The following is a 17,933-nucleotide window of genomic DNA, read 5'->3' as shown; positions in this document are numbered from 1 at the left end:
GCCCTTTCGGCTTCATCGTCGCGACGCGCTTTTGCGTCAGTGACAGCTGTAGAGCAGCGGCGTCACGTCTTCGTCCGCGAATTCCGGGTAAAGCTGCCGGCGCGTGCGGGCAAGCGCCTCCGCCTCGCGGCGGTTCCGTTCCAGAAGAACCGATGTCACGTCCTTGTAAGGCGCTCCGTCCGACAAGGCGACGCGGACGGTTGCGCCCTGCGTGAGGAAATCGCAGAACGACTGTACCGAGCGAAGACGCGTCGTGATCTCGACGTAGCGGTCATCATATCCAGCCATGCATTCCTCCTTTCAAGACAGGAAGATTTCACGCACACTTCGGCAACAAGATGGCGTCCGTTCAATTCGTCGGCAGATGACCGCCTCCGGCTGAGCCAGATCGATCAGATCACCATCTGCTCGCCAAGCTCGACGACGCGATTGCTCGGCAGCTGAAAATAGTCGGACGGATCGATGGCGAAACTCGCCATGGCGATGAACAGCTGGTCCTGCCAATGGGGAAGGCCGGTATTGGGATCGCCAACGAGCTTGCGCCGCCCGACATAGAACGAGGTCGACATGATCTCGAAGTGGAATCCCGCCTTCCGGCAGAGCGGCATGGCCGCCGACACGTTCTGATCCTCCATGAAGCCGAAATTGAGCTGGATCTTGCTGAAGCGAGGCGACAGCGTCTCGATCGTCACCCGCTGCGCTTCCGGGACATAGGGCCGCGACGCTGTCCGGATGTTCAGGATGACGTTCCGCTCGTGAAGGACCCTGTTGTGCTTGATGTTGTGCAGGAGCACGTTCGGCGTCATGTCGGGAACGCTCGTGAGGAAGATCGCCGTTCCCGGGACGTCGACCGGGCTGTGATCGGATTTCCGCTCGATCGATCTGATGAACTGGGCAAGCGGAATATCGTTGCGCGCCGACTTCTCGCGCACGAGCAGCGTTCCCTTCTTCCACGTCCACATCATGGCGATCAGCGCTGCGGCGATCAGCACCGGAACATAGCCGCCGTCATGGATCTTCAAGAGGTTCGCGCCGAGGAAGACGCTCTCCAGCACGAAGAGCGGAAGCAGGACGGCAAGGGCTGCGAGCACCGTCCAGCCCCAGATGGCGCGAAGGAACTGAAACGACAGCACTGTTGTGACCACCATCGCGCCGGTAACCGAGATCCCGTAGGCCGTTGCCAGCGCTTCCGAGCTGCCGAAGGAGAGGATCAGGGCGAGCACGCCGATCAGCAGCACCATGTTGACGGCGGGAACATAGATCTGGCCGGTATTCGAGGCTGATGTGAAGCAAATCTCCAGCCGCGGCAGGAACCCGAGATGGATGGCCTGGCGGGCGAGCGAGAAGGCTCCCGTGATCACAGCCTGGCTGGCGATGATCGTTGCGGCCGTCGCCAGAAGCACGGCCGGCAGCAGCGCCCAGTCTGGGAAGAGCAGGAAGAATGGATCGGAGGCCGCGGCCGGGTTCTTCAGGACGAGTGCGCCCTGGCCGAGATAGTTGAGGGCGAGCGACGGGAAGATCACGGCGAACCAGGCGAACTGGATCGGTCTGCGCCCGAAATGTCCGAGATCGGCATAGAGCGCCTCCGCACCGGTGACGGTCAGGAACACGGCGCCGAGAATGATGAGGCCGACAAAGCCTGCATGGGTGATGAAATCGAGCGCATAGTACGGATTGAGGGCTGCGAGAATGGCGAAGTCATCAGCGATGTGCAGCAGGCCGGCTATGCCCATGACCACGAACCAGACGAGGGTGATCGGTCCGAACAGCCTGGAAACGGCGGCCGTCCCGACCGACTGCATCAGGAATATGGCGAGCATGATCGCCACCGCGATCGGCAGCACATAAGGCGAGAAGACAGGCGTCACCAGCTTCAGCCCTTCGAGCGCGGAAAGGACCGAAAGCGCCGGCGTGATCATCGCGTCGCCGATAAAGAGCGCGGCACCGATGATGCCTGCGAAGAAGAAGATCGTCGCGTGCGTTTTCGTCTTCTTCATCAGAAGGGCGAGCAGCGACAGCGTCCCGCCCTCGCCGTCATTGTCGGCCGTCAAGAGAAAAAGCACGTATTTGAACGTGACGATGATGGTCAGCGTCCAGATCATCAGCGAGATCAGTCCGATGACCTCGGGCGGGGTCACCCCATCATGGGCAAAGGGCCGAAGGGCTTCGCGAAAGGCGTAGAGCGGGCTGGTGCCGATGTCACCATAGACGACCCCGATCGCACCGAGCACCAGCCCCGCGAATTGTCGCGAACCATTTGGGCTGCTGGCGTCATGGGCTGTCGCAGTCATCGGGCATCCTCGGCTTTTGGTCCAGACCAAGGATATGGTGCGGCCATCGCGTTTTGAAACGGTATCGGAGCCCAATCGATCGTCACCCGGATTCAGATGACGTGGCCTAAGCCGGCTCTTAGCCCACTCCGCATCCAAATCCAAGAAATAGCGATCTCGCCCGAAACCCGCTTGACCTACGCTCTGGCGAGCTTCCGGTTCAGCGCGGCGACGACCAGGGGCAACGCCGTGGTCGCCACGGACCCCAGAGGCAGCCGGCGGATGCCTCGCGCAACGACGAATGCCGCCGCCATCGCGCCTGCCAGCTTGAGCCATGGCTGGTCGCCGAGCTGAGCGTGGGCGCTCGCATCGGCCCAGCGGACGTTCTCCGCAACCACAGTCGTGGCCTGCTCCCTGATGACGTGAAGGCGAGCCCGGAGGTTTTCGAGCTCCTCTCTCAACTCCCGCAGCCGAGCTTCCAGCATATGATCCTCGGAAACAGGGAACAGCACCTCGACATAATCCTCGCTCGGGGGCGGGACATCTGCGCCAAGCGTGGCAAGATATGCTCGGTAATCAGCTTCGCTTGCAAACCCCTCACGCCGCAGCAGAGTGGGATTGATGTCCGCCTCATCTCCATTTGCCATTGGGATGCCGGCGTCGTCGTATCTCTTCTCTGTGCCGGCGGGCTCGTCCTTCACCATGATGCATCTCCCATTGTTTCCGGAGGAAAACGCTCAATGGCTCTAATTGATCCGCCCGCCGGCCAGGAGTTGCGCTGCAGTTTTGACCTCAGCGTTGCGATGGACTGAAGCGCCCCGGCCGGAAGCCCGCAAGCAGTGGGTGGCGGTGCCCGGTGGCAATCTCGTCCGCCAGCAGTTCGCCGGCGATCAGTCCGAGAGTGGCGCCGCTATGGCTGAAGGCGACGAAATAACGAGGAATCGACGGCAGTTCGCCGAAGACCGGCTCGCCGTCACCCGGGATCGGCTTCGGGCCGACGCCGTAATCTTCCATTTCCAGCGACGGATTGCCTTCGAGAACGTTCGAAGCCTCGCGCAGCAGCCCGTCCAGCGTCGATTGCCTGACATCATAGCTGCCGTCGGGCTTGATGCTGACCTCCTCCTCCGACCAGGCGGAATCGAGCGCGAAGCCGCCATTCGGCGTCGGGCGGATGGCGACGCGGGGCGTGTTGAGCACCGCCTTCAGCGGGTGACGGATCGGTTTCGTCCTGACGAGAAGGGCGACCGGTGTCGCATCCCCGATATGCTGGCCGGCCTCAGCCACGATTGCGGGAACCTCACCGCCCGCAGCAAGCAGCACGGCATCCGCTGCGCGGCGCGTACCACCCGCCATCACGATGCCCCGGGCGCGTCCGCCTTCGATATCCACCGTCGCACGTCCCGCCTCGGTGACGATCTCGCCGCCGAGCGAACGGAATTCCCTGGCAAGCGTGTCAATCAGCGAGGGAAGATCGACCCAGCCTTCCCCGGGGTTGAAGATCGCGCCCTGCGGCGTCACGGCGCGCGCATCGACCCCGGGCGTCGCCCCGGCAATTTTTTCCGGTGCGAGCCATTGGGCGTGATAGCCGAGATCGCGCTCGTAGCCGAAGACCTCGGCGATCTCGTTGCTGGTGTCGTCAGGATCCCAGGTCAGGCCGCCATCGAAACGAAGCCAGGAAGCATCTGGATATTGGGCAGCGAGCGTACGATAGCGGTCAATGCCGGCCAGGCGCAGCCGGTGATAGGCGTCGGAGCGCTTCCGGGCCGAGTTGAGCCAGGCAAGCGACCGGCCGGAAGCGCCGTTGGCGAGCGGCCCGTCATTGATGAGCACCGTGGCGATCCCGAGCCGTGCCAGATGGACCGCCGTCGAGACGCCAAATATGCCGCCGCCGATGACGGCGACCTTCGAGGGTTTGTTGAAGGCATTCATGTCGATAACCTTGTTTCCTGCTCTGCTTTGTTCGAATGAGATCCAGCGCATGCGTTGCGCCTGTGGTGTCAGAGGACTTCCGCCAGGAAGCGCTGAAGCCGCTCGCTTCGGGGATTGTCGAAGATCTGCTCGGGACATCCGGCCTCGACGATACGGCCCTCATCCATGAAGACGACCTGATCGGCCACCCTGCGGGCAAATCCCATCTCATGGGTCACGACAGCCATCGTCATGCCCCGGCGGCCGAGAGTGGCCATAAGGTCAAGAACGCCCTTCACCAGCTCGGGATCGAGCGCGCTCGTCACTTCGTCGAACAGGATCACTTCCGGGTCCATACCGAGCGCACGCGCGATGGCGACGCGCTGCTGCTGCCCGCCCGAAAGGCCTGCCGGCCGATGATCCCTACGCGCGGCAAGACCGACCTCGGCCAGGCGCGCCTCGGCGATGCGCTGCGCCTCCCGCCTCGGCATCTTCTTGATTTTCGTCAGCGACAGCATGACGTTCTCAAGCGCGGTATGGTCGGGGAACAGATTGAAGTGCTGGAACACCATGCCGACGCGCCTGCGCAACCTCTCCGGCTTCATGGCAAGGATGCTGTCGCCATCGAGCAGGATGTCGCCGCCCTTCGGTTCAACGAGCCGGTTCAGGCAGCGCAGCAGCGTAGATTTGCCCGAGCCGGAAGGGCCGATGATGCAGGTGACGGTGCCGGCAGCGATGTCGAGGTCGATACCCTTCAGCACGTCGAGTTCGCCATAGGCCATGCTGAGATTGCGAATATTGAGCGCGCCGCCCCTGAACCGCTGCGCATTTCCGTCGGCAGCCCCGACGGCGGGGCCGGCGGCAGCCTGCAACTCGCCGACCTCGATCAAACCGCTCGCAGCCCCTGAACCGCGCCCCTGCTTTCCCATCCGAAGCCTGGTGTCGATGAAGTTGACGAAATGGGTCAGCGGCACAGTGATGACGAGATAGAAGACGCCCGCCAGCAGCAGCGGCGACAGATTGCCGGTGACGACGGCCTGATCCTGGCCGACGCGGAAGATCTCCCGCTCGGAGGCAAGCAATCCCAGGAAATAGACGAGGCTGGAATCCTTGACGTTGCCGATGAACTGATTGACCAGCGCCGGCAGAACGCGCCGAACACCCTGCGGGATGACGATCAGGCGCATGCCCTGCCCGTAACTCATGCTCAGCGCCCGGCAGGCTTCCATTTGTCCGCGCTCGACGCTCTGGATGCCCGATCGGAAAATTTCGCCGATATAGGCGCCGGCAATCAGGCTGAGCGCGAGGATGCCGAGCGGAAAAGGCGACGGTCCGAAGATCTCCCGTCCCATCCGGGCAAAACCCTGTCCGATGATCAGGATCGTGACGATCGCCGGCAGTCCGCGAAAAATATCGGTGTAGATGCGCGCCGGCAACCGCAACCAGCGCGACTGCGAGATGCCCATCACGGCAAGCACCATGCCTATGACGACGCCGAGCACGGTCGAAGCGGCGGCGGCCGTTCCGGCATTATCGGGGTCGTGGTCGGCGATATCGAGAATGCCTTCTTCAGCCTGGCGGTACGCGGCATCAGCGATGCGGCGCGGCTTGCGGGCTACAACGTCATCATCGCCAATTCCGGCGAGAAGCTCGACGCGGAGAAATCGGCCGTCGATCTCCTGATCGGCAAGCGTGTCGATGGGCTGATCGTGACGCCGGCCCGCTGCGACGGCATGGATCATCTGCACCATGTCCGCCGCGCCGGCGTGCCCCTGCGTCCTCTTCGACCGAAGCATTCCGGAGCTCGGCGTCGACGCGGTGACCGGCGACGACCGCGATGCTGCCATCACGGCGACCCGTTACATGGTGGACCAGGGGCATCGCCAGCTGGCCTACGTCTCAGCCATGGACGATGAGGATGGCGGGCTGATCGATACCGGCCGGATTTCGAATTCCGCCGTGCGCGAACGCGTCGAAGGCTTCGTCAGCGTCCTGAAAGAGGCAGGCTTGCCGAACCCGCTTTGCTCGGTGCGGTTCGGAGCCACCGACCAGCAACAGACGGATGCCGTCCTCAGACGCCTGCTCTCAGAAGCATCGCCACCGACGGCGCTGCTGGCATCCGACAGCCTCGTCGGACTGAGGATCTTCAGGTCGCTGCAATCGCTCGGGCTGTCGATACCGAGCGACGTCTCGATGATTTCCTTTCTGGATGCCGACTGGACCAGCGTCACCGTTCCCCCGATCACCGTCATCGACCAGCGCGTCTACGACATGGGCAAACTCGCCGGCGAGCGGCTTGTCGCCCGCATCGAACGAACGCCGCTTGCCGTCGAACGCCTGCGCGTTGGCACGAGCCTCGTTGTGCGCGGCTCCGTCGCAGCACCCGGCAGGTGATGCCTGCTAATCGAAAAGCTCGCCGTGGCCGATCTGCTCCCGTTTGCCGGGCGCGTCGCTCATGTCAGGATCCTTAGCCGGATCGGGATCTTTCTTGTTGGCATCGTTCAGAAATTGCGCGGCCTTGAGAAGCGCGACCGAGATCTCCTCGGTTCCCCATCCGGCTTCGTTGGCGGCTGCAATCAGCTTTTCCAGGGCATTGCGCGCGGCAGCGGTCGCCTCTTCGAAGCGTTGCGCGGGCGCCTCGGATTTGGGCGATGGAAATGTCATCGGCGTTCCCTCCATGGATCTGACTATCGGGGATGAACGCGGCTCGACGGAAATGGATGCACCATCCGCGATGATTTAATTTGCGGATGGTCCGCCCGCACTGGGCCTGAAGGCCGGCGACAAGGGGTCAGATCACCGTTTGCAGCAGAAAGGGAGAGCGCTCCAGCGGCTGCTGGGCGAGAATCCTCAGAATCGCAGGGCCCTGTATGCCCGATGTCGTGCGCGAACGTCCGTCGTGATAGACCACCGTCATCATCTGGCTGTGAATATCGTAGCGAATCTCCGCGATCGTCCTCGTGTGAACCGGAAAGATGAATTCCTCGGTTTGAGGTTCCTGCTTCAATTTTTTCATGCTCATCGCGATGCCCCAACGAAACGATGACGAGCGAAAAGGACAGGCCCAATACCCGGCCTCCAGTCCTTCATCGGCGTCTCCAACATGCTTAAAATCGATCAAATATCGAAACGGCGAATTTCGGCGATCCAACCAAAAGCCTTTAGATCCACGCCTATCAACCACATATTGCTGCTATGGTCGCGTGACATCAGCGTGACATGCACTCAGCGCATTGGAACGCGGGCACGTACTTCATGAACTCCCAACTCCGAAGGCGCTGATGCCTCAATGCAATGTCGTGTGCAGTCCGTGTTCCGCAGCCGTCTGCGGCAAGCGTTCAGCCTTGCATGCGAGCGATCGGATGGCTTCGTCAGCGGCGAAGAGCACATTCCTGAGCCGTTCGATCTCGCAATCGAGTTCGTAGATTTCGATCTCATCGAAGCCTCCGCCATGGAGCAGGCGCATCGTCGACTCGATCAGGAGCTCCGTGCGGCCGACGATATCGAGAGTGCTTCGTATGAGGACGTCGAGCATGATTTTCCCTCGCCTGAGGGAATAAGCGTCGGTCATTATCGACAAGATGACAATCCTGAAATCTTGTTAGCCCGCCGGAGCATGCCTTGAGATCCCTTTCGGGGCGACATCCGGCGGAGGATCGTTTCCTCAGCGGTCGTCGAGGGAGAAGACCGGCCGGTAGTGGCGCTGGGCGATCAGCAAGGTCCGGTCGGGCCGGATGATGTAGATTTCCTCGACCTGCCGTCCCCATTGATCCGTGAAGCTGTGCGGGAAGGAAGAACCCACCGGCGATTTCGTCAATTTGGTGCGAGGCTGACCGTTATAGGTGATGCTGCCGGGAATGGGAGCGAGCCCCGCCGACGCATAACTGGACGAATAACTGCCTGCGCCGGTCGTGCAGCCCGTCAGCGCAACGGCCAGAACCAGCCCCAATCCTATGCTCCTCTTCATCGAATCCTCCAGCTGCTTCGGCCTCTGCCACTCGCCCGGATATAACGAGCGGACAGTGTTCCGGGAATTCCGCGACCGCACAGGCCGCTATCACCGCCGGCGTCCTGGCCTGAGGCGGTTACCGGCGAGCCTGAGAGCCGCCTCAACGCTCGTCCCTGCGACGCTTCACGGCATGCTTCAGCGCCAGCAGGTGCCTGCGCCGCTCCAACATGTAGTCGGCGTAGCCGACACAGATGAACAGCAATGTCGGGCCGGCAAGGGTGACGATGAGAGCCAATGCAAGAAGGATGAATGCGGTCGTCATGGTCTGTTTTCCCTCATAGTCGTCATCGGGAAGCGATAGGCCTCCTGCCATCGCGCTTTTCCTATCGCGTCGCGCCGCTATGTTTCCGGATGGCACGTGCGACGATTTTCCCGGGTTCCGCGAGTTAAACAATTATAGCCCGAGGAGGTTCCGCCCGCACAGTAAATCGCGTGATGGGTTCACCCGATTTTGATCCGGGAGGAACGAAGTCGGGATTTTCCGGTCTGCCGGCTGGCGCTCCCGTCGCGATGCGTCCGCTTCAGGATCGGCGGCGTCCAACAATTCGACTTTCAACGCCGACGGGATCTTGCGTTTGGCCTCGTTGGAGATCGCGGGCAAGCCTGTCGAGGCCGCAGATCCTTCGATCGCCCTCCCCCGCGCTCACGCCTCGCTGATGCTCCAGATCACCGTCCAGGGCGCAAGACCGGCACTGTCGCGATGGCCCAGACGGAAGATCGTCTCGCCCTCGTCCTGCTCTTCGGAAATAACCGCCACCTCATGGCCGAGATTGGCGCGCAGGTGAAGGCGTCTGTTGCCGGCCAGCGTCCAATCCACCGCGATAGCGTTTCCCGCCGCGCGATAAACCGCACTTCCCGCGCCATTCAGCAAGGGAATGATCTTCCGATGCCGGAGGTCAAGAAGCGTCCTGTAGAAATCGAGGGTTCTGGAGGAGGCGAGTTTCGACCAGTCGAGCTTGGCGGCGGCGAAGGTCGAGGGCGCCGTCGGGTCGAGAAGATCGTCGGCATCGAAGCCCGGCAAGCGCGAAAGCTCCTCGCGGCGGCCCTTCCTGACCTTCTCGTTCAGATCCTCGTCGAAGTCGCAGAAAAACGGAAACGGTTCTTCGGCACCCCACTCCTCGCCCATGAACAGCATAGGGATTTCAGGCGCCAGCAGATAGATCGACGTGACCGCCCTGACGGCATCGGCCGGGCTCGAAGCCATGACACGGTCGCCGAACGCCCGGTTGCCGATCTGGTCATGGTTCTGGATGAAGGATACGAAAGCGGTCGGCGGCAGATGGCCGCTCCGCTTCCCCCGGCTTCCCTCGCGATAGGGCATGTGCTCGCCCTGGAACACGAAGCCTTCCGCCAGCGCCCGGCCGAGATTGCCGGCATCGCCGGCGTAATCGGCGTAGTAGCCGAAGGTCTCGCCGGTGGCGGCGATGTGCAGCACGTGATGGACATCGTCGTTCCATTGCGCGGTGAACAGTCTCGCTTCGCCGTTTTCGTCGCGCTGCAGGAGATCGCTGTCGTTCTCCTCGTTTTCGACGATCAGGTGAACATGCCGGTTTCCGGCCGCGGCCCTGACGCGGCGCGCAAGCGCGTGGAGAAGATGCTCGGTGCTGTCATCCTTGATGGCGTGGACGGCGTCGAAGCGGAAACCATCGAGCCTGAATTCGGTGATCCAGTAGATGGCGTTCTCGACGATGAATTCGCGGATCATCTGCGAACCGTCGCCGTCGTAATTGATGCCGTGGCCCCACGGCGTCTTGTGATGATCGGTAAAGAGCGGCGCATAGGCCGGGATGTGATTTCCATCCGGTCCGAAGTGATTGTAGACCACGTCGAGGAAGACGCAGATGCCGCGTTCATGCGCCGCATCGACCAGCGCCATGAAATCTTCCGGCCGCCCGTAGCTGGCATCGGGCGCATAGGGAAGCACGCCGTCATAGCCCCAGCCGTAACGGCCGGGGAATTCGCCGAGCGGCATGATCTGCAACGCCGTGACGCCGAGCGACCTGAGATGGTCGAGCCGCTCGATGGCGGCTTTGAAAGTCCCCGCCGGCGTGAAGCAGCCGATATGCAGCTCGTAAATGACCATCTCCTCCCAGGGCCGGCCCGTCCAGGCGCCCGTCTTCCAGCGATAGGAGGAAAGGTCGACCACTTCGCTCGGCCCGTGCACATCCTGCGGCTGGAACCGCGAGGCGGGGTCGGGAACGCCGCGGCCATCCGGCAAGAGGAAGCGATAGCGCGTGCCGGGACGGGCATCCATGACCGTGCACCGATGCCAGCCGTCTTCTTCCGCCTGCATCGGGCGCGGATCATTGCCTTCGATTTTCAGCGACACGCTTTCATGCAGCGGAGCCCAGAGGCGAAACAGAGTGCCTTCTTCGGTGAGTGCGGGGCCAAACGTCATTTTGGTTAAGCGGAAACCTTCGATGAAGTGACGACGGGATTTGGGTAACTGTCACGGGCGCAAAAAGTTTCGTAGCGCGGGTCGGGTTCCGGAAGCGATCGGGTCATGCCGACGTCGCACGCAACGCCGGCGCATAAGCGCTTCTGTCAGTCGAGCCAGGTCGCCGGGAAGGGACGAAATCCTACGCTAAGCCCTCTATGAGGCCATTCTTGCAATGAGGCATGCTACAAGACCTCGCTCGTCCTCGCGCATGGCGAGTGTGAGCCGCACTCCTTGTCTTTCTGCTGCCGCCTTGGCGATCGCCAACCCCAAACCGCTGCCCTCGCTATCCTGAGGCCTTGCCCTGAAAAATCGTTCAAAGACGCGTGGCATCTCGTCTTCCGCTATGCCGGGGCCGGTGTCGCGGATTTCGATCCGTGCTTCTTGCCCAGCGACGACCACCGCGACGTCGACGGTTCCGCACGGTGGCGTGTACCTCACGGCGTTGTCGATCAGGTTACCGAGGATGATTTCGAAATCGTCCAGAGAACCGATCGCAATGGCCTTGTCCTGACGCGTGATGCCGAGGTCAATCCGGCGGTTCTCCGCGAGTGGGTTCAGGCGCGCAACACTATCGAGTGCAAGCTGGACGAGGTCTATCGGCTGCGGCGCGGGCGCGGTCTCGTGAGCGTCGTAGCGCGCGAGGCGCAAAAGCTTGCTTACAAGGCCAGTGGCCCTGCCGATTCCGGCTTCGAGCTCGGTCAAACGCTGAGAAAATCGGCCATCCCGGTCGTCGTGCCGAAGGTTATCTATTTGAATCTGCAGCGCCGAGAGCGGTGTGCGCAATTCATGGGCCGCATCCGAGATGAACCGCCGCTGTCTCCCCAGCAATGCGCGGAGCCGGGCGAGCAACCGATTGATTGAACTCACGAAGGGAATGAGCTCAGCAGGCACGTCGTCGATCGGAACAGGATCGTCCGCCGCTGCGTCTCGGGAGGCGACCGCGACTGCCAAGCGATTGAGTCGGGCCATGATCCGATCGATGATCCAGCTCAGCGTCAGCAATGACAATGGAATCAGAACGATGATCGGAAGCGCCGCTTGGAGCGCCGCATCGGTCGCCAGTTCCTCACGGACCATCGTGTCCTGGGAAACCTGAACGGTTCGATCCGGCGCGGCCAGCGTGTAGACGCGCCAATTGTCACTGCCGGTCGAAATGTCGGCAAACCCGGTCGCCTGTTGCCGAGGAATATCAACGGCGGGATGCGATAGTCGCAACGGCTTGCCGGCCACATCCCAGACCTGGATGACGAAGTCGTCCTCGGGATCGTGAGGGGCACCGCTATCCGGACCCGTTGCGGGGGATGAACGCGCATCCCCGACATAGAGCGCGATCTGCCGCAGTTGATTGTCTAGGAAGTCGGATGCCTCGTTCTGAACGAGGAAGTATGATGCTGCCGCAGCGCAGACGCCGATGGTCGCCATCAGGCCGGCGAGCCATAAGAAGGCCGTGCGTCGGATCGATATGGTGTTCGTCACTTCGGGACCATCCAGCCGGCCCCACGGACGTTTCGTATAATGTCCTTGTCGAACTTGCGTCTGACATAATGAATAAGCACGTCGACGGCGTTGCTCTCCACCTCCTCGCCCCAGCCATAGAGGCTTTGCTCAAGCTGGGCTCGGGATAGAATGGTTCCGGGACGCTCCAGCAATGCCTGAAGCAACGCAAATTCGCGCGCCGGCAATACTTCGCTGCATCCGCGATATTTCACCTCATGGCTAGATAGATCGAGTTCGATCTCGCTCGTGCAAAGGATCGAAACCGCCTGGCCGCCGTGTCGGCGCAAGACCGCACGCATGCGTGCGAGTAGTTCTTTGACCTCGAACGGCTTCACGAGGTAGTCGTCGGCCCCGAGGTCGAGCCCCGCGACCCGATCGTCGAGTTCGTCACGGGCGGTGATCACCAGGATCGGCCTCTTGTCACCGGCCGCCCGTAGCGAGCGCAGGATTTCCAGGCCCGAACGACCGGGCAAGCCGAGGTCGAGCAACACAAGACCATGCCCGCCAACGGCAACGGCTTCGTCCCCGAGTTGTCCGTCACGCACCCAGTCCGCCGACATGCCCGCATCGTCGAGGGCTTGCACGAGGGCTCGACCGAGCATGACATCATCTTCGATTACAAGAATACGCATGTTTCAAAATAACCTAAACGCGTGCAGCTGCACAGATTTTGGTGCAGGCCGATATGCCTGATCCTCTAAGCCCCTCCTAATTCTGCTGGCGTCACATAGCTTTCTCGAGTTCGCAGGAGCATCAATCATGACTGTCCGCTATCGCATATCCGCCGCATTGACCGTGCTGTTCTTGATGTCATCCGGCGCGTTTCCTCAAGCTTTGGCGCAGGAGAAACTTGTTGCGCCTGAGACGAACCCGCCGGGTGACATTCCGGACAATCAGGTCTTCATTACCTACAACTCTCCTGATGGATTTGACCTAAAGGTGCCTGAGGGATGGTCACGGACCACGATCGACCATGGCGTTCGGTTCGCCGATAAATACGATGAGATAGATGTCACCCTTGGTACTGCGAGTGCTGCTCCAACGGTTTCTTCAGCCAAGGCCCACGAGATCCCGGACCTCAAGGCAGCCGGGCACGCCGTCAAAGTCGCCGCGATCAAAGATGTGAAGCTCGCGGCCGGACCGGCTATCCGCATCAGCTATGTATCGAATTCCGCGCCAAATCCGGTCACAAATAAGCAGATCAGGCTCGAACACGAGCGCTTCATTCTCTTCAAGAATGGCAAGATGGTCACCCTTGATCTTGCCGCTCCGGCGGGTGCTGACAATGTAGACCAGTGGCAACTGATCTCCAACTCCTTGCAGTGGAGGTGAGTTCATGTCCGCTCTGGAGGCGACCGAGCTTTACCGCTTCTTTCATGCCGGCGACGACGAAGTTGTGGCTTTGCGTGGGGTTGCCCTCATCCTCAATGCAGGAGAATTCACCGCATTGAGGGGTCCCTCCGGCAGCGGGAAATCGACGCTGCTTGCCTGCCTTGCCGGGATCGATGAGCCAGACGGCGGCGTGGTGTCGGTCCTGGGCGAGCGCATGACGCGACGCCCAGAACCGGAGCGGGATCGGCTTAGGGCGCGTCATTTCGGCATGCTCATGCAGTCCGGCAATCTGTTCGATCACCTGACGGTGCGGACCAACATCCGTCTCCAGATGGAGATTTCCGGCCGCGGCCGACCGGACGAGATCGATGATCTTGTCCGCAGCCTGGGCCTTGACGGCCTTGCCGATGTACTACCTGCCCACCTTTCGGGCGGCGAGGCGGCACGCGCTGGCTTAGCAGTGGCGCTCGCGGCAAAACCGGCAATCCTGCTGTGCGATGAGCCGACCGCCGAAGTCGATGCAGCGACAGAAAAGCTCGTCATCGATCGCCTCATCGAAAGTTGCCGGAGCGGCGCCGCCGTCCTGGTCGTGACGCACAGCCCAGCGCTCGCCGCGCGGGCCGATCGCATTATCAACATCCGGGATGGAGGCATCGTGCATGACTAAGACCTTGGTCGTGGCCGCCGATCTGTGGCGCAGCTTCCAGCGCGAGCGGGGCGTCGTAGCGGCTGTTCAGGGCTGTTCCTTCAAGATTCACGCAGGGGAAACCATCGCCATCATGGGACCCTCGGGTTGCGGAAAGACGACGCTTTTGAACCTGATCGCAGGGCTGGACGTGCCAAGCTCAGGACGAATGGAATGGCCCGGGCTTGGTTCCCCCGACACATTGCGCCCCGAGCGGATCGGCGTCGTCTTTCAATCCGCGAACCTGATGCCTGCGCTCACCACCATCGAGAACGTCGAGCTACCGATCCTTCTCGGTAGCGGTACCGAAGCCAAGGCCCGCGCCCTGGCTGCGCTTGCCATTTTCGGGGTCGAAATCCTGGCGTCGAAGCTTCCCGAGCAGCTCTCCGGCGGCCAGGCCGAGCGGGTCGCCGTAGCCCGAGCCATTGTGACCAATCCGGAATTGATTGTCGCTGACGAGCCGACAGGCCAACTCGATCAGGCTGGTGCCGCGATATTGGTCGATCGGCTCCGCGCCTGGGGGCAGCAGACCGGAAGCGCCATCATCATCGCCACGCATGATGAGCGTGTGGCTGCAAAGATGAACCGCATCTGGCGGATGCGTCACGGCAAATTCGAAAGCATGGTTGAGAGGTCCGCATGTACGGGCACTGGTTGATCGGACTTGTCCGAACCCGTTCCGGCCGCCTAGTCGGCACCATCGGCGGTGTAGCACTGACAGTCGCTTTCATCGCGTGCCTTGGCGCGTTTTTGCAATCCAGCTCGGCCGAGATGACGGCCCGGTCGGTCGCCCAGGTACCCATCGACTGGCAGGTCCAGTTGCTGCCGGGGGCGGATCATGGTGCGGTCGAGGCCGAAATTCGCTCTGCCGCGCCCGTTATCGGCTCGCAGTTGATCAACTATGCCGACGTACCAGGCTTTGAGGCGAACACGGGAGGCACCGTACAGACGACAGGTGGCGGCACGGTACTTGGCATCGGACCGGGCTATTTCGAGCAGTTCCCGGGACAGGTCCGACGGCTGGTTGGATCGATCGATGGCATCTTGATAGCACAACAGACTGCCGCCAACCTGCATGTGGCGGTGGGGGATCAGATCGCCATCCACCGCGACCAGGCGCCCGACGTTAAAGTGACGGTTGCCGGCATCGTCGATTTGCCGAACGCCGATGCGATGTTTCAGGCGATCGGTGTCCCGGCTGGCGCCGCACCGCAAGCCCCGCCCGACAACGTTCTGCTGTTGCCAATATCTCTGTGGCAGCAGGTGTTCGAGCAGCAAGGCGCCAGCCGGCCCGATACCATTCGGACCGAGTTCCACATCAAGCTCGATCATCGCGATTTGCCCACCGACCCGGTCGCTGCGAGCACCTGGGCAACTGAGCGCGGCCGCAATTTCGAGGCTCGCGCCGCTGGAACCGCGCTGCTTGCAAACAATCTGGCCGCCCGATTGGAGGCAGTCCGCGAGGATGCCCTCTATGCACGACTGGTTTTCTTGTTCCTCGGCGCCCCTGGGGCCATCCTCGCCATGCTGCTTACGGTTGCGGTAGCGGGAGCCGGGCGGGACAGGCGCCGCCGCGACCAGGCATTGCTGCGCCTGCGAGGGGCAACGGTCGATACGGTTCTTCGCTTGGCCGTGTCCGAAGCGATCGTCTCGGGTGTTGGCGGTGCGATCCTTGGTATTCTCATTGCTGCTCTTGTCGCGAATTTCATTCTCGGGGTAGCTCTCTTGAGCAGCGCAGCGGTTCCGTTGCTCGGCGGCGTGGCGGTGGCCGGGATCGCGCTTTCGCTCGCAGCGATCCTGATCCCTGCCTGGCGCGATGCCCGCGGCTCGACCATTGCGGCCGCCCGGCGAACAATCGGCGAGCACCGGGTGCCGCTTTGGGTCCGCTTCTATCTCGATCTGATGTTACTGGCGCTGGCAGCGATGCTCTACTGGCGTTCGGCAGCGAGTGGATACCAGGTTGTCCTCGCACCGGAGGGCGTGGCAGCGACGGCAGTCGACTACACTGCCTTCCTCGCCCCCGTTTTGCTGTGGATCGGCCTGGCGCTATTTTCCATGCGGCTCGTCGGGGCCGGGTTGCGGCTGGGCCGGCCGATTGTCGCCAGGGGCTTGGGACCCATCGCTGGTCGTCTGGCGGATGTGGTGGCAGCCACATTCGGACGGCAAACCCCACGGCTGACCGCTGGCATCGGCCTGACGGCGCTTGCCTTTGCCTTCGCCGCCTCGACCGCGATTTTCAATGCGACCTATATGGCGCAGGCACGGGTCGATGCCGAACTCACCAACGGTGCCGACGTCACTATCACGGGGACATTCGCCGCGCCTGCATCCCAGGCGCTCGACCGTCTTTCCAAGCTGCCGGGCGTGGTTGCCGCTCAGCCGATGCAACACCGATACGCTTACGTTGGAACCGACCTTCAGGATCTTTACGGCATAGACCCGGCGCGCATCGGGACAGCCACGGCGATGTCCGACGCCTATTTCGCCAATGGCGACGCGAGCGCAACACTCACCGACCTCGCACGAACACCCGACGGCGTGCTGGTCTCTCAGGAAACGGTCAACGACTATCAGCTCAGCCGCGGCGACAGCATCAATCTTCGCCTGCAAAACGCGGCCGATCACCAATATCATGTCGTGCCGTTTCACATCCTTGGCGTGGTCCGCGAATTTCCGACTGCGCCGAAGGATTCATTTCTTGTCGCCAACGCAGCTTACATCGCGCAGCAGACCGGTTCTGCGGGAAGCGAGATTGTCCTGATCCGATCGGCTGACGATCCCGCCCGCGTCGCTCTGGCTGCCCGAAACGCGACTGCGAGCTTGCCTGGACTCAAGGTCAGTCAGATCGGCGATGCCATTGCCCTGATCGGGTCGAGCCTCACCGCAGTTGATCTGGCCGGTCTAACGCGGCTGGAACTTATCTTCGCGCTTGTCATGCTTGCCGGCTCGGGCGGACTGGTGCTTAGCCTTGGTTTTGCCGACCGCGAGGGCTCCTTCGCAGTTCTCGTGGCTCTCGGAGCCCGGCAACGACAACTCGGCGCCTTCGTCTGGAGCGAAGCGGCATTGGTTGCCGGCAGCGGCATGGTCCTGGGTCTCATCGCGGGCACGCTGATTGCCTATGTGCTCGTCAAGCTGCTGACTGGAGTGTTCGACCCGCCACCCGACGTGCTTTCGGTGCCGTGGTTCTACCTCGTTGCCCTCATCGTCACGGCAGCATGTGCCGCTTTGTTGGCCGCGACGGGTGAGGCAATGCGCAGCCGGACACACGTCACGGAGAAACTCAGAGGCGGGTGAAAACCTGCTTTCCTCGCAACTCATGTCGCCATTGCGGGAAAGATAGATATCGGCGGCCGAAACATTGAAAGGAAGAAGAGAATGAAATCGCAAATGATCATTGCCGCGATGCTGGTGCTGGCGCCGATCAGTGCCGCATTCGCTGCCCACGTGTCCGGCACGATTAGTGCAATCAGCAAGAATGCCGACACGATCACGCTGTCGGGCGGCAAAACCTACACCCTGCCCGAAGGGATCGAAGACACCAAACTCCGTATCGGCGAGAAGGTCCGGCTAACCTACGCGGACAAGGGCGGTAAGGCGGTCGTCTCACATCTGGTTCCGCAGAAGTGAGGGTTGCGGCGGCCGGTGTCATTACCGGCCGCCGCTTTCGCGCGCGATTGGCAACCGACTGATTGTTCCCGGCACCACGCCGACCTCCGCCCTAATTCTCAGCTAATTGAACCCGCGTAATCACGGTGGGCGAACCGACCGTCACCGGGAGAGCAGCGAGCGTAT

Annotated in this window: 19 protein-coding genes and 1 pseudogene; 7 read left to right on the top strand and 13 right to left on the bottom strand. The window is 62.0% G+C overall.

What is annotated here, in order from left to right:
- Nucleotides 1-36: 36 nt before the first annotated feature.
- The 5 genes from EFB14_RS21600 to EFB14_RS33770 form a co-directional block, all read right to left on the bottom strand.
- A complete protein-coding gene (locus EFB14_RS21600; RefSeq protein WP_126828818.1) occupies nt 37-288 on the bottom strand; it encodes a hypothetical protein in 252 nt (83 codons plus the stop codon).
- A 104-nt stretch (nt 289-392) separates the two neighbouring features.
- Entirely contained in the window at nt 393-2,291 is a 1,899-nt protein-coding gene (locus tag EFB14_RS21595) for a potassium transporter Kup (RefSeq protein WP_126828817.1), read from the bottom strand.
- Nucleotides 2,292-2,467: 176 nt separating this feature from the next.
- Nucleotides 2,468-2,974: a hypothetical protein gene (locus tag EFB14_RS21590; protein ID WP_126828816.1), complete on the bottom strand. Its 507-nt coding sequence runs from the start codon at nt 2,972-2,974 to the stop codon at nt 2,468-2,470.
- 88 nt (nt 2,975-3,062) lie between these two features.
- Nucleotides 3,063-4,199: an NAD(P)/FAD-dependent oxidoreductase gene (locus EFB14_RS21585; protein ID WP_126828873.1), complete on the bottom strand. Its 1,137-nt coding sequence runs from the start codon at nt 4,197-4,199 to the stop codon at nt 3,063-3,065.
- A 68-nt stretch (nt 4,200-4,267) separates the two neighbouring features.
- On the bottom strand, nt 4,268-5,740 hold the full coding sequence (locus tag EFB14_RS33770) for an amino acid ABC transporter permease/ATP-binding protein (RefSeq protein WP_312894108.1): 1,473 nt from the start codon (nt 5,738-5,740) through the stop codon (nt 4,268-4,270).
- Here EFB14_RS33770 and EFB14_RS33815 point away from each other — a divergent pair.
- Nucleotides 5,720-5,890, top strand: a pseudogene (locus tag EFB14_RS33815) (LacI family transcriptional regulator); the annotation flags it as partial. The gene EFB14_RS33770 and the pseudogene EFB14_RS33815 overlap by 21 nt on opposite strands.
- Nucleotides 5,891-5,927: 37 nt before the next feature.
- Entirely contained in the window at nt 5,928-6,572 is a 645-nt protein-coding gene (locus EFB14_RS21575; protein ID WP_312894106.1) for a substrate-binding domain-containing protein, read from the top strand.
- Nucleotides 6,573-6,578: 6 nt separating this feature from the next.
- Here EFB14_RS21575 and EFB14_RS21570 read toward each other — a convergent pair whose 3' ends face one another.
- The 8 genes from EFB14_RS21570 to EFB14_RS21535 form a co-directional block, all read right to left on the bottom strand.
- Nucleotides 6,579-6,842 carry a hypothetical protein gene (locus tag EFB14_RS21570; RefSeq protein WP_126828815.1) on the bottom strand — a complete coding sequence of 88 codons (264 nt, stop codon included), beginning with the start codon at nt 6,840-6,842 and terminating at the stop codon, nt 6,579-6,581.
- A gap of 127 nt (nt 6,843-6,969) precedes the next feature.
- Nucleotides 6,970-7,200, bottom strand: a complete 231-nt coding sequence (locus EFB14_RS21565; RefSeq protein ID WP_126828814.1) for a hypothetical protein — start codon at nt 7,198-7,200, stop codon at nt 6,970-6,972.
- A gap of 264 nt (nt 7,201-7,464) precedes the next feature.
- A complete protein-coding gene (locus EFB14_RS21560) occupies nt 7,465-7,713 on the bottom strand; it encodes a hypothetical protein (RefSeq protein WP_126828813.1) in 249 nt (82 codons plus the stop codon).
- A gap of 129 nt (nt 7,714-7,842) precedes the next feature.
- Nucleotides 7,843-8,145 carry a hypothetical protein gene (locus EFB14_RS21555; protein WP_126828812.1) on the bottom strand — a complete coding sequence of 101 codons (303 nt, stop codon included), beginning with the start codon at nt 8,143-8,145 and terminating at the stop codon, nt 7,843-7,845.
- A gap of 142 nt (nt 8,146-8,287) precedes the next feature.
- Entirely contained in the window at nt 8,288-8,500 is a 213-nt protein-coding gene (locus EFB14_RS21550; RefSeq protein ID WP_126828811.1) for a hypothetical protein, read from the bottom strand.
- 330 nt (nt 8,501-8,830) lie between these two features.
- Nucleotides 8,831-10,585, bottom strand: a complete 1,755-nt coding sequence (gene treZ / locus EFB14_RS21545) for a malto-oligosyltrehalose trehalohydrolase (RefSeq protein WP_126828810.1) — start codon at nt 10,583-10,585, stop codon at nt 8,831-8,833.
- Between the two features lie 195 nt (nt 10,586-10,780).
- Nucleotides 10,781-12,103, bottom strand: a complete 1,323-nt coding sequence (locus tag EFB14_RS21540; protein WP_183604893.1) for an ATP-binding protein — start codon at nt 12,101-12,103, stop codon at nt 10,781-10,783.
- Nucleotides 12,100-12,756 carry a response regulator gene (locus EFB14_RS21535; protein ID WP_126828809.1) on the bottom strand — a complete coding sequence of 219 codons (657 nt, stop codon included), beginning with the start codon at nt 12,754-12,756 and terminating at the stop codon, nt 12,100-12,102. Before EFB14_RS21535 ends, EFB14_RS21540 begins: the two co-directional genes overlap by 4 nt.
- Before the next feature lie 127 nt (nt 12,757-12,883).
- On the opposite strand from EFB14_RS21535, the gene EFB14_RS21530 reads away from it, so the two are divergent.
- The 5 genes from EFB14_RS21530 to EFB14_RS21510 all read left to right on the top strand — a co-directional run bounded on the left by EFB14_RS21530 (nt 12,884) and on the right by EFB14_RS21510 (nt 17,768).
- Entirely contained in the window at nt 12,884-13,456 is a 573-nt protein-coding gene (locus tag EFB14_RS21530; RefSeq protein WP_126828808.1) for a hypothetical protein, read from the top strand.
- A 4-nt stretch (nt 13,457-13,460) separates the two neighbouring features.
- Complete coding sequence (locus EFB14_RS21525) at nt 13,461-14,123, top strand: ABC transporter ATP-binding protein (RefSeq protein ID WP_126828807.1); 663 nt, start codon at nt 13,461-13,463, stop codon at nt 14,121-14,123.
- Nucleotides 14,116-14,799, top strand: coding sequence for an ABC transporter ATP-binding protein (locus EFB14_RS21520; protein ID WP_126828806.1), 684 nt, complete (start codon nt 14,116-14,118; stop codon nt 14,797-14,799). The genes EFB14_RS21525 and EFB14_RS21520 overlap by 8 nt, the downstream gene beginning before the upstream one ends.
- Complete coding sequence (locus EFB14_RS21515) at nt 14,781-17,435, top strand: ABC transporter permease (protein ID WP_126828805.1); 2,655 nt, start codon at nt 14,781-14,783, stop codon at nt 17,433-17,435. The genes EFB14_RS21520 and EFB14_RS21515 overlap by 19 nt, the downstream gene beginning before the upstream one ends.
- An 81-nt stretch (nt 17,436-17,516) precedes the next feature.
- Nucleotides 17,517-17,768, top strand: a complete 252-nt coding sequence (locus EFB14_RS21510; RefSeq protein WP_125844318.1) for a DUF1344 domain-containing protein — start codon at nt 17,517-17,519, stop codon at nt 17,766-17,768.
- The last annotated feature ends 165 nt before the right edge of the window (nt 17,769-17,933 follow it).

It is taken from the genome of Rhizobium fabae (genome assembly GCF_003985135.1).
GTDB lineage: Bacteria > Pseudomonadota > Alphaproteobacteria > Rhizobiales > Rhizobiaceae > Rhizobium > Rhizobium pisi.
This window is presented reverse-complemented; position numbering and strand designations above follow the sequence as displayed.

Excerpts from the sequence above, each read along its gene's own strand:
- EFB14_RS21600 (WP_126828818.1), bottom strand. The coding sequence starts at position 288 with ATGGCTGGATATGATGACCGCTACGTCGAGATCACGACGCGTCTTCGC.
- EFB14_RS21595 (WP_126828817.1), bottom strand. The coding sequence starts at position 2,291 with ATGACTGCGACAGCCCATGACGCCAGCAGCCCAAATGGTTCGCGACAA.
- EFB14_RS21590 (WP_126828816.1), bottom strand. The coding sequence starts at position 2,974 with ATGGTGAAGGACGAGCCCGCCGGCACAGAGAAGAGATACGACGACGCC.
- EFB14_RS21585 (WP_126828873.1), bottom strand. The coding sequence starts at position 4,199 with ATGAATGCCTTCAACAAACCCTCGAAGGTCGCCGTCATCGGCGGCGGC.
- EFB14_RS21575 (WP_312894106.1), top strand. The coding sequence starts at position 5,928 with ATGTCCGCCGCGCCGGCGTGCCCCTGCGTCCTCTTCGACCGAAGCATT.
- EFB14_RS21570 (WP_126828815.1), bottom strand. The coding sequence starts at position 6,842 with ATGACATTTCCATCGCCCAAATCCGAGGCGCCCGCGCAACGCTTCGAA.
- EFB14_RS21565 (WP_126828814.1), bottom strand. The coding sequence starts at position 7,200 with ATGAGCATGAAAAAATTGAAGCAGGAACCTCAAACCGAGGAATTCATC.
- EFB14_RS21560 (WP_126828813.1), bottom strand. The coding sequence starts at position 7,713 with ATGCTCGACGTCCTCATACGAAGCACTCTCGATATCGTCGGCCGCACG.
- EFB14_RS21555 (WP_126828812.1), bottom strand. The coding sequence starts at position 8,145 with ATGAAGAGGAGCATAGGATTGGGGCTGGTTCTGGCCGTTGCGCTGACG.
- EFB14_RS21550 (WP_126828811.1), bottom strand. The coding sequence starts at position 8,500 with ATGGCAGGAGGCCTATCGCTTCCCGATGACGACTATGAGGGAAAACAG.
- treZ (WP_126828810.1), bottom strand. The coding sequence starts at position 10,585 with ATGACGTTTGGCCCCGCACTCACCGAAGAAGGCACTCTGTTTCGCCTC.
- EFB14_RS21535 (WP_126828809.1), bottom strand. The coding sequence starts at position 12,756 with ATGCGTATTCTTGTAATCGAAGATGATGTCATGCTCGGTCGAGCCCTC.
- EFB14_RS21530 (WP_126828808.1), top strand. The coding sequence starts at position 12,884 with ATGACTGTCCGCTATCGCATATCCGCCGCATTGACCGTGCTGTTCTTG.
- EFB14_RS21525 (WP_126828807.1), top strand. The coding sequence starts at position 13,461 with ATGTCCGCTCTGGAGGCGACCGAGCTTTACCGCTTCTTTCATGCCGGC.
- EFB14_RS21520 (WP_126828806.1), top strand. The coding sequence starts at position 14,116 with ATGACTAAGACCTTGGTCGTGGCCGCCGATCTGTGGCGCAGCTTCCAG.
- EFB14_RS21515 (WP_126828805.1), top strand. The coding sequence starts at position 14,781 with ATGTACGGGCACTGGTTGATCGGACTTGTCCGAACCCGTTCCGGCCGC.
- EFB14_RS21510 (WP_125844318.1), top strand. The coding sequence starts at position 17,517 with ATGAAATCGCAAATGATCATTGCCGCGATGCTGGTGCTGGCGCCGATC.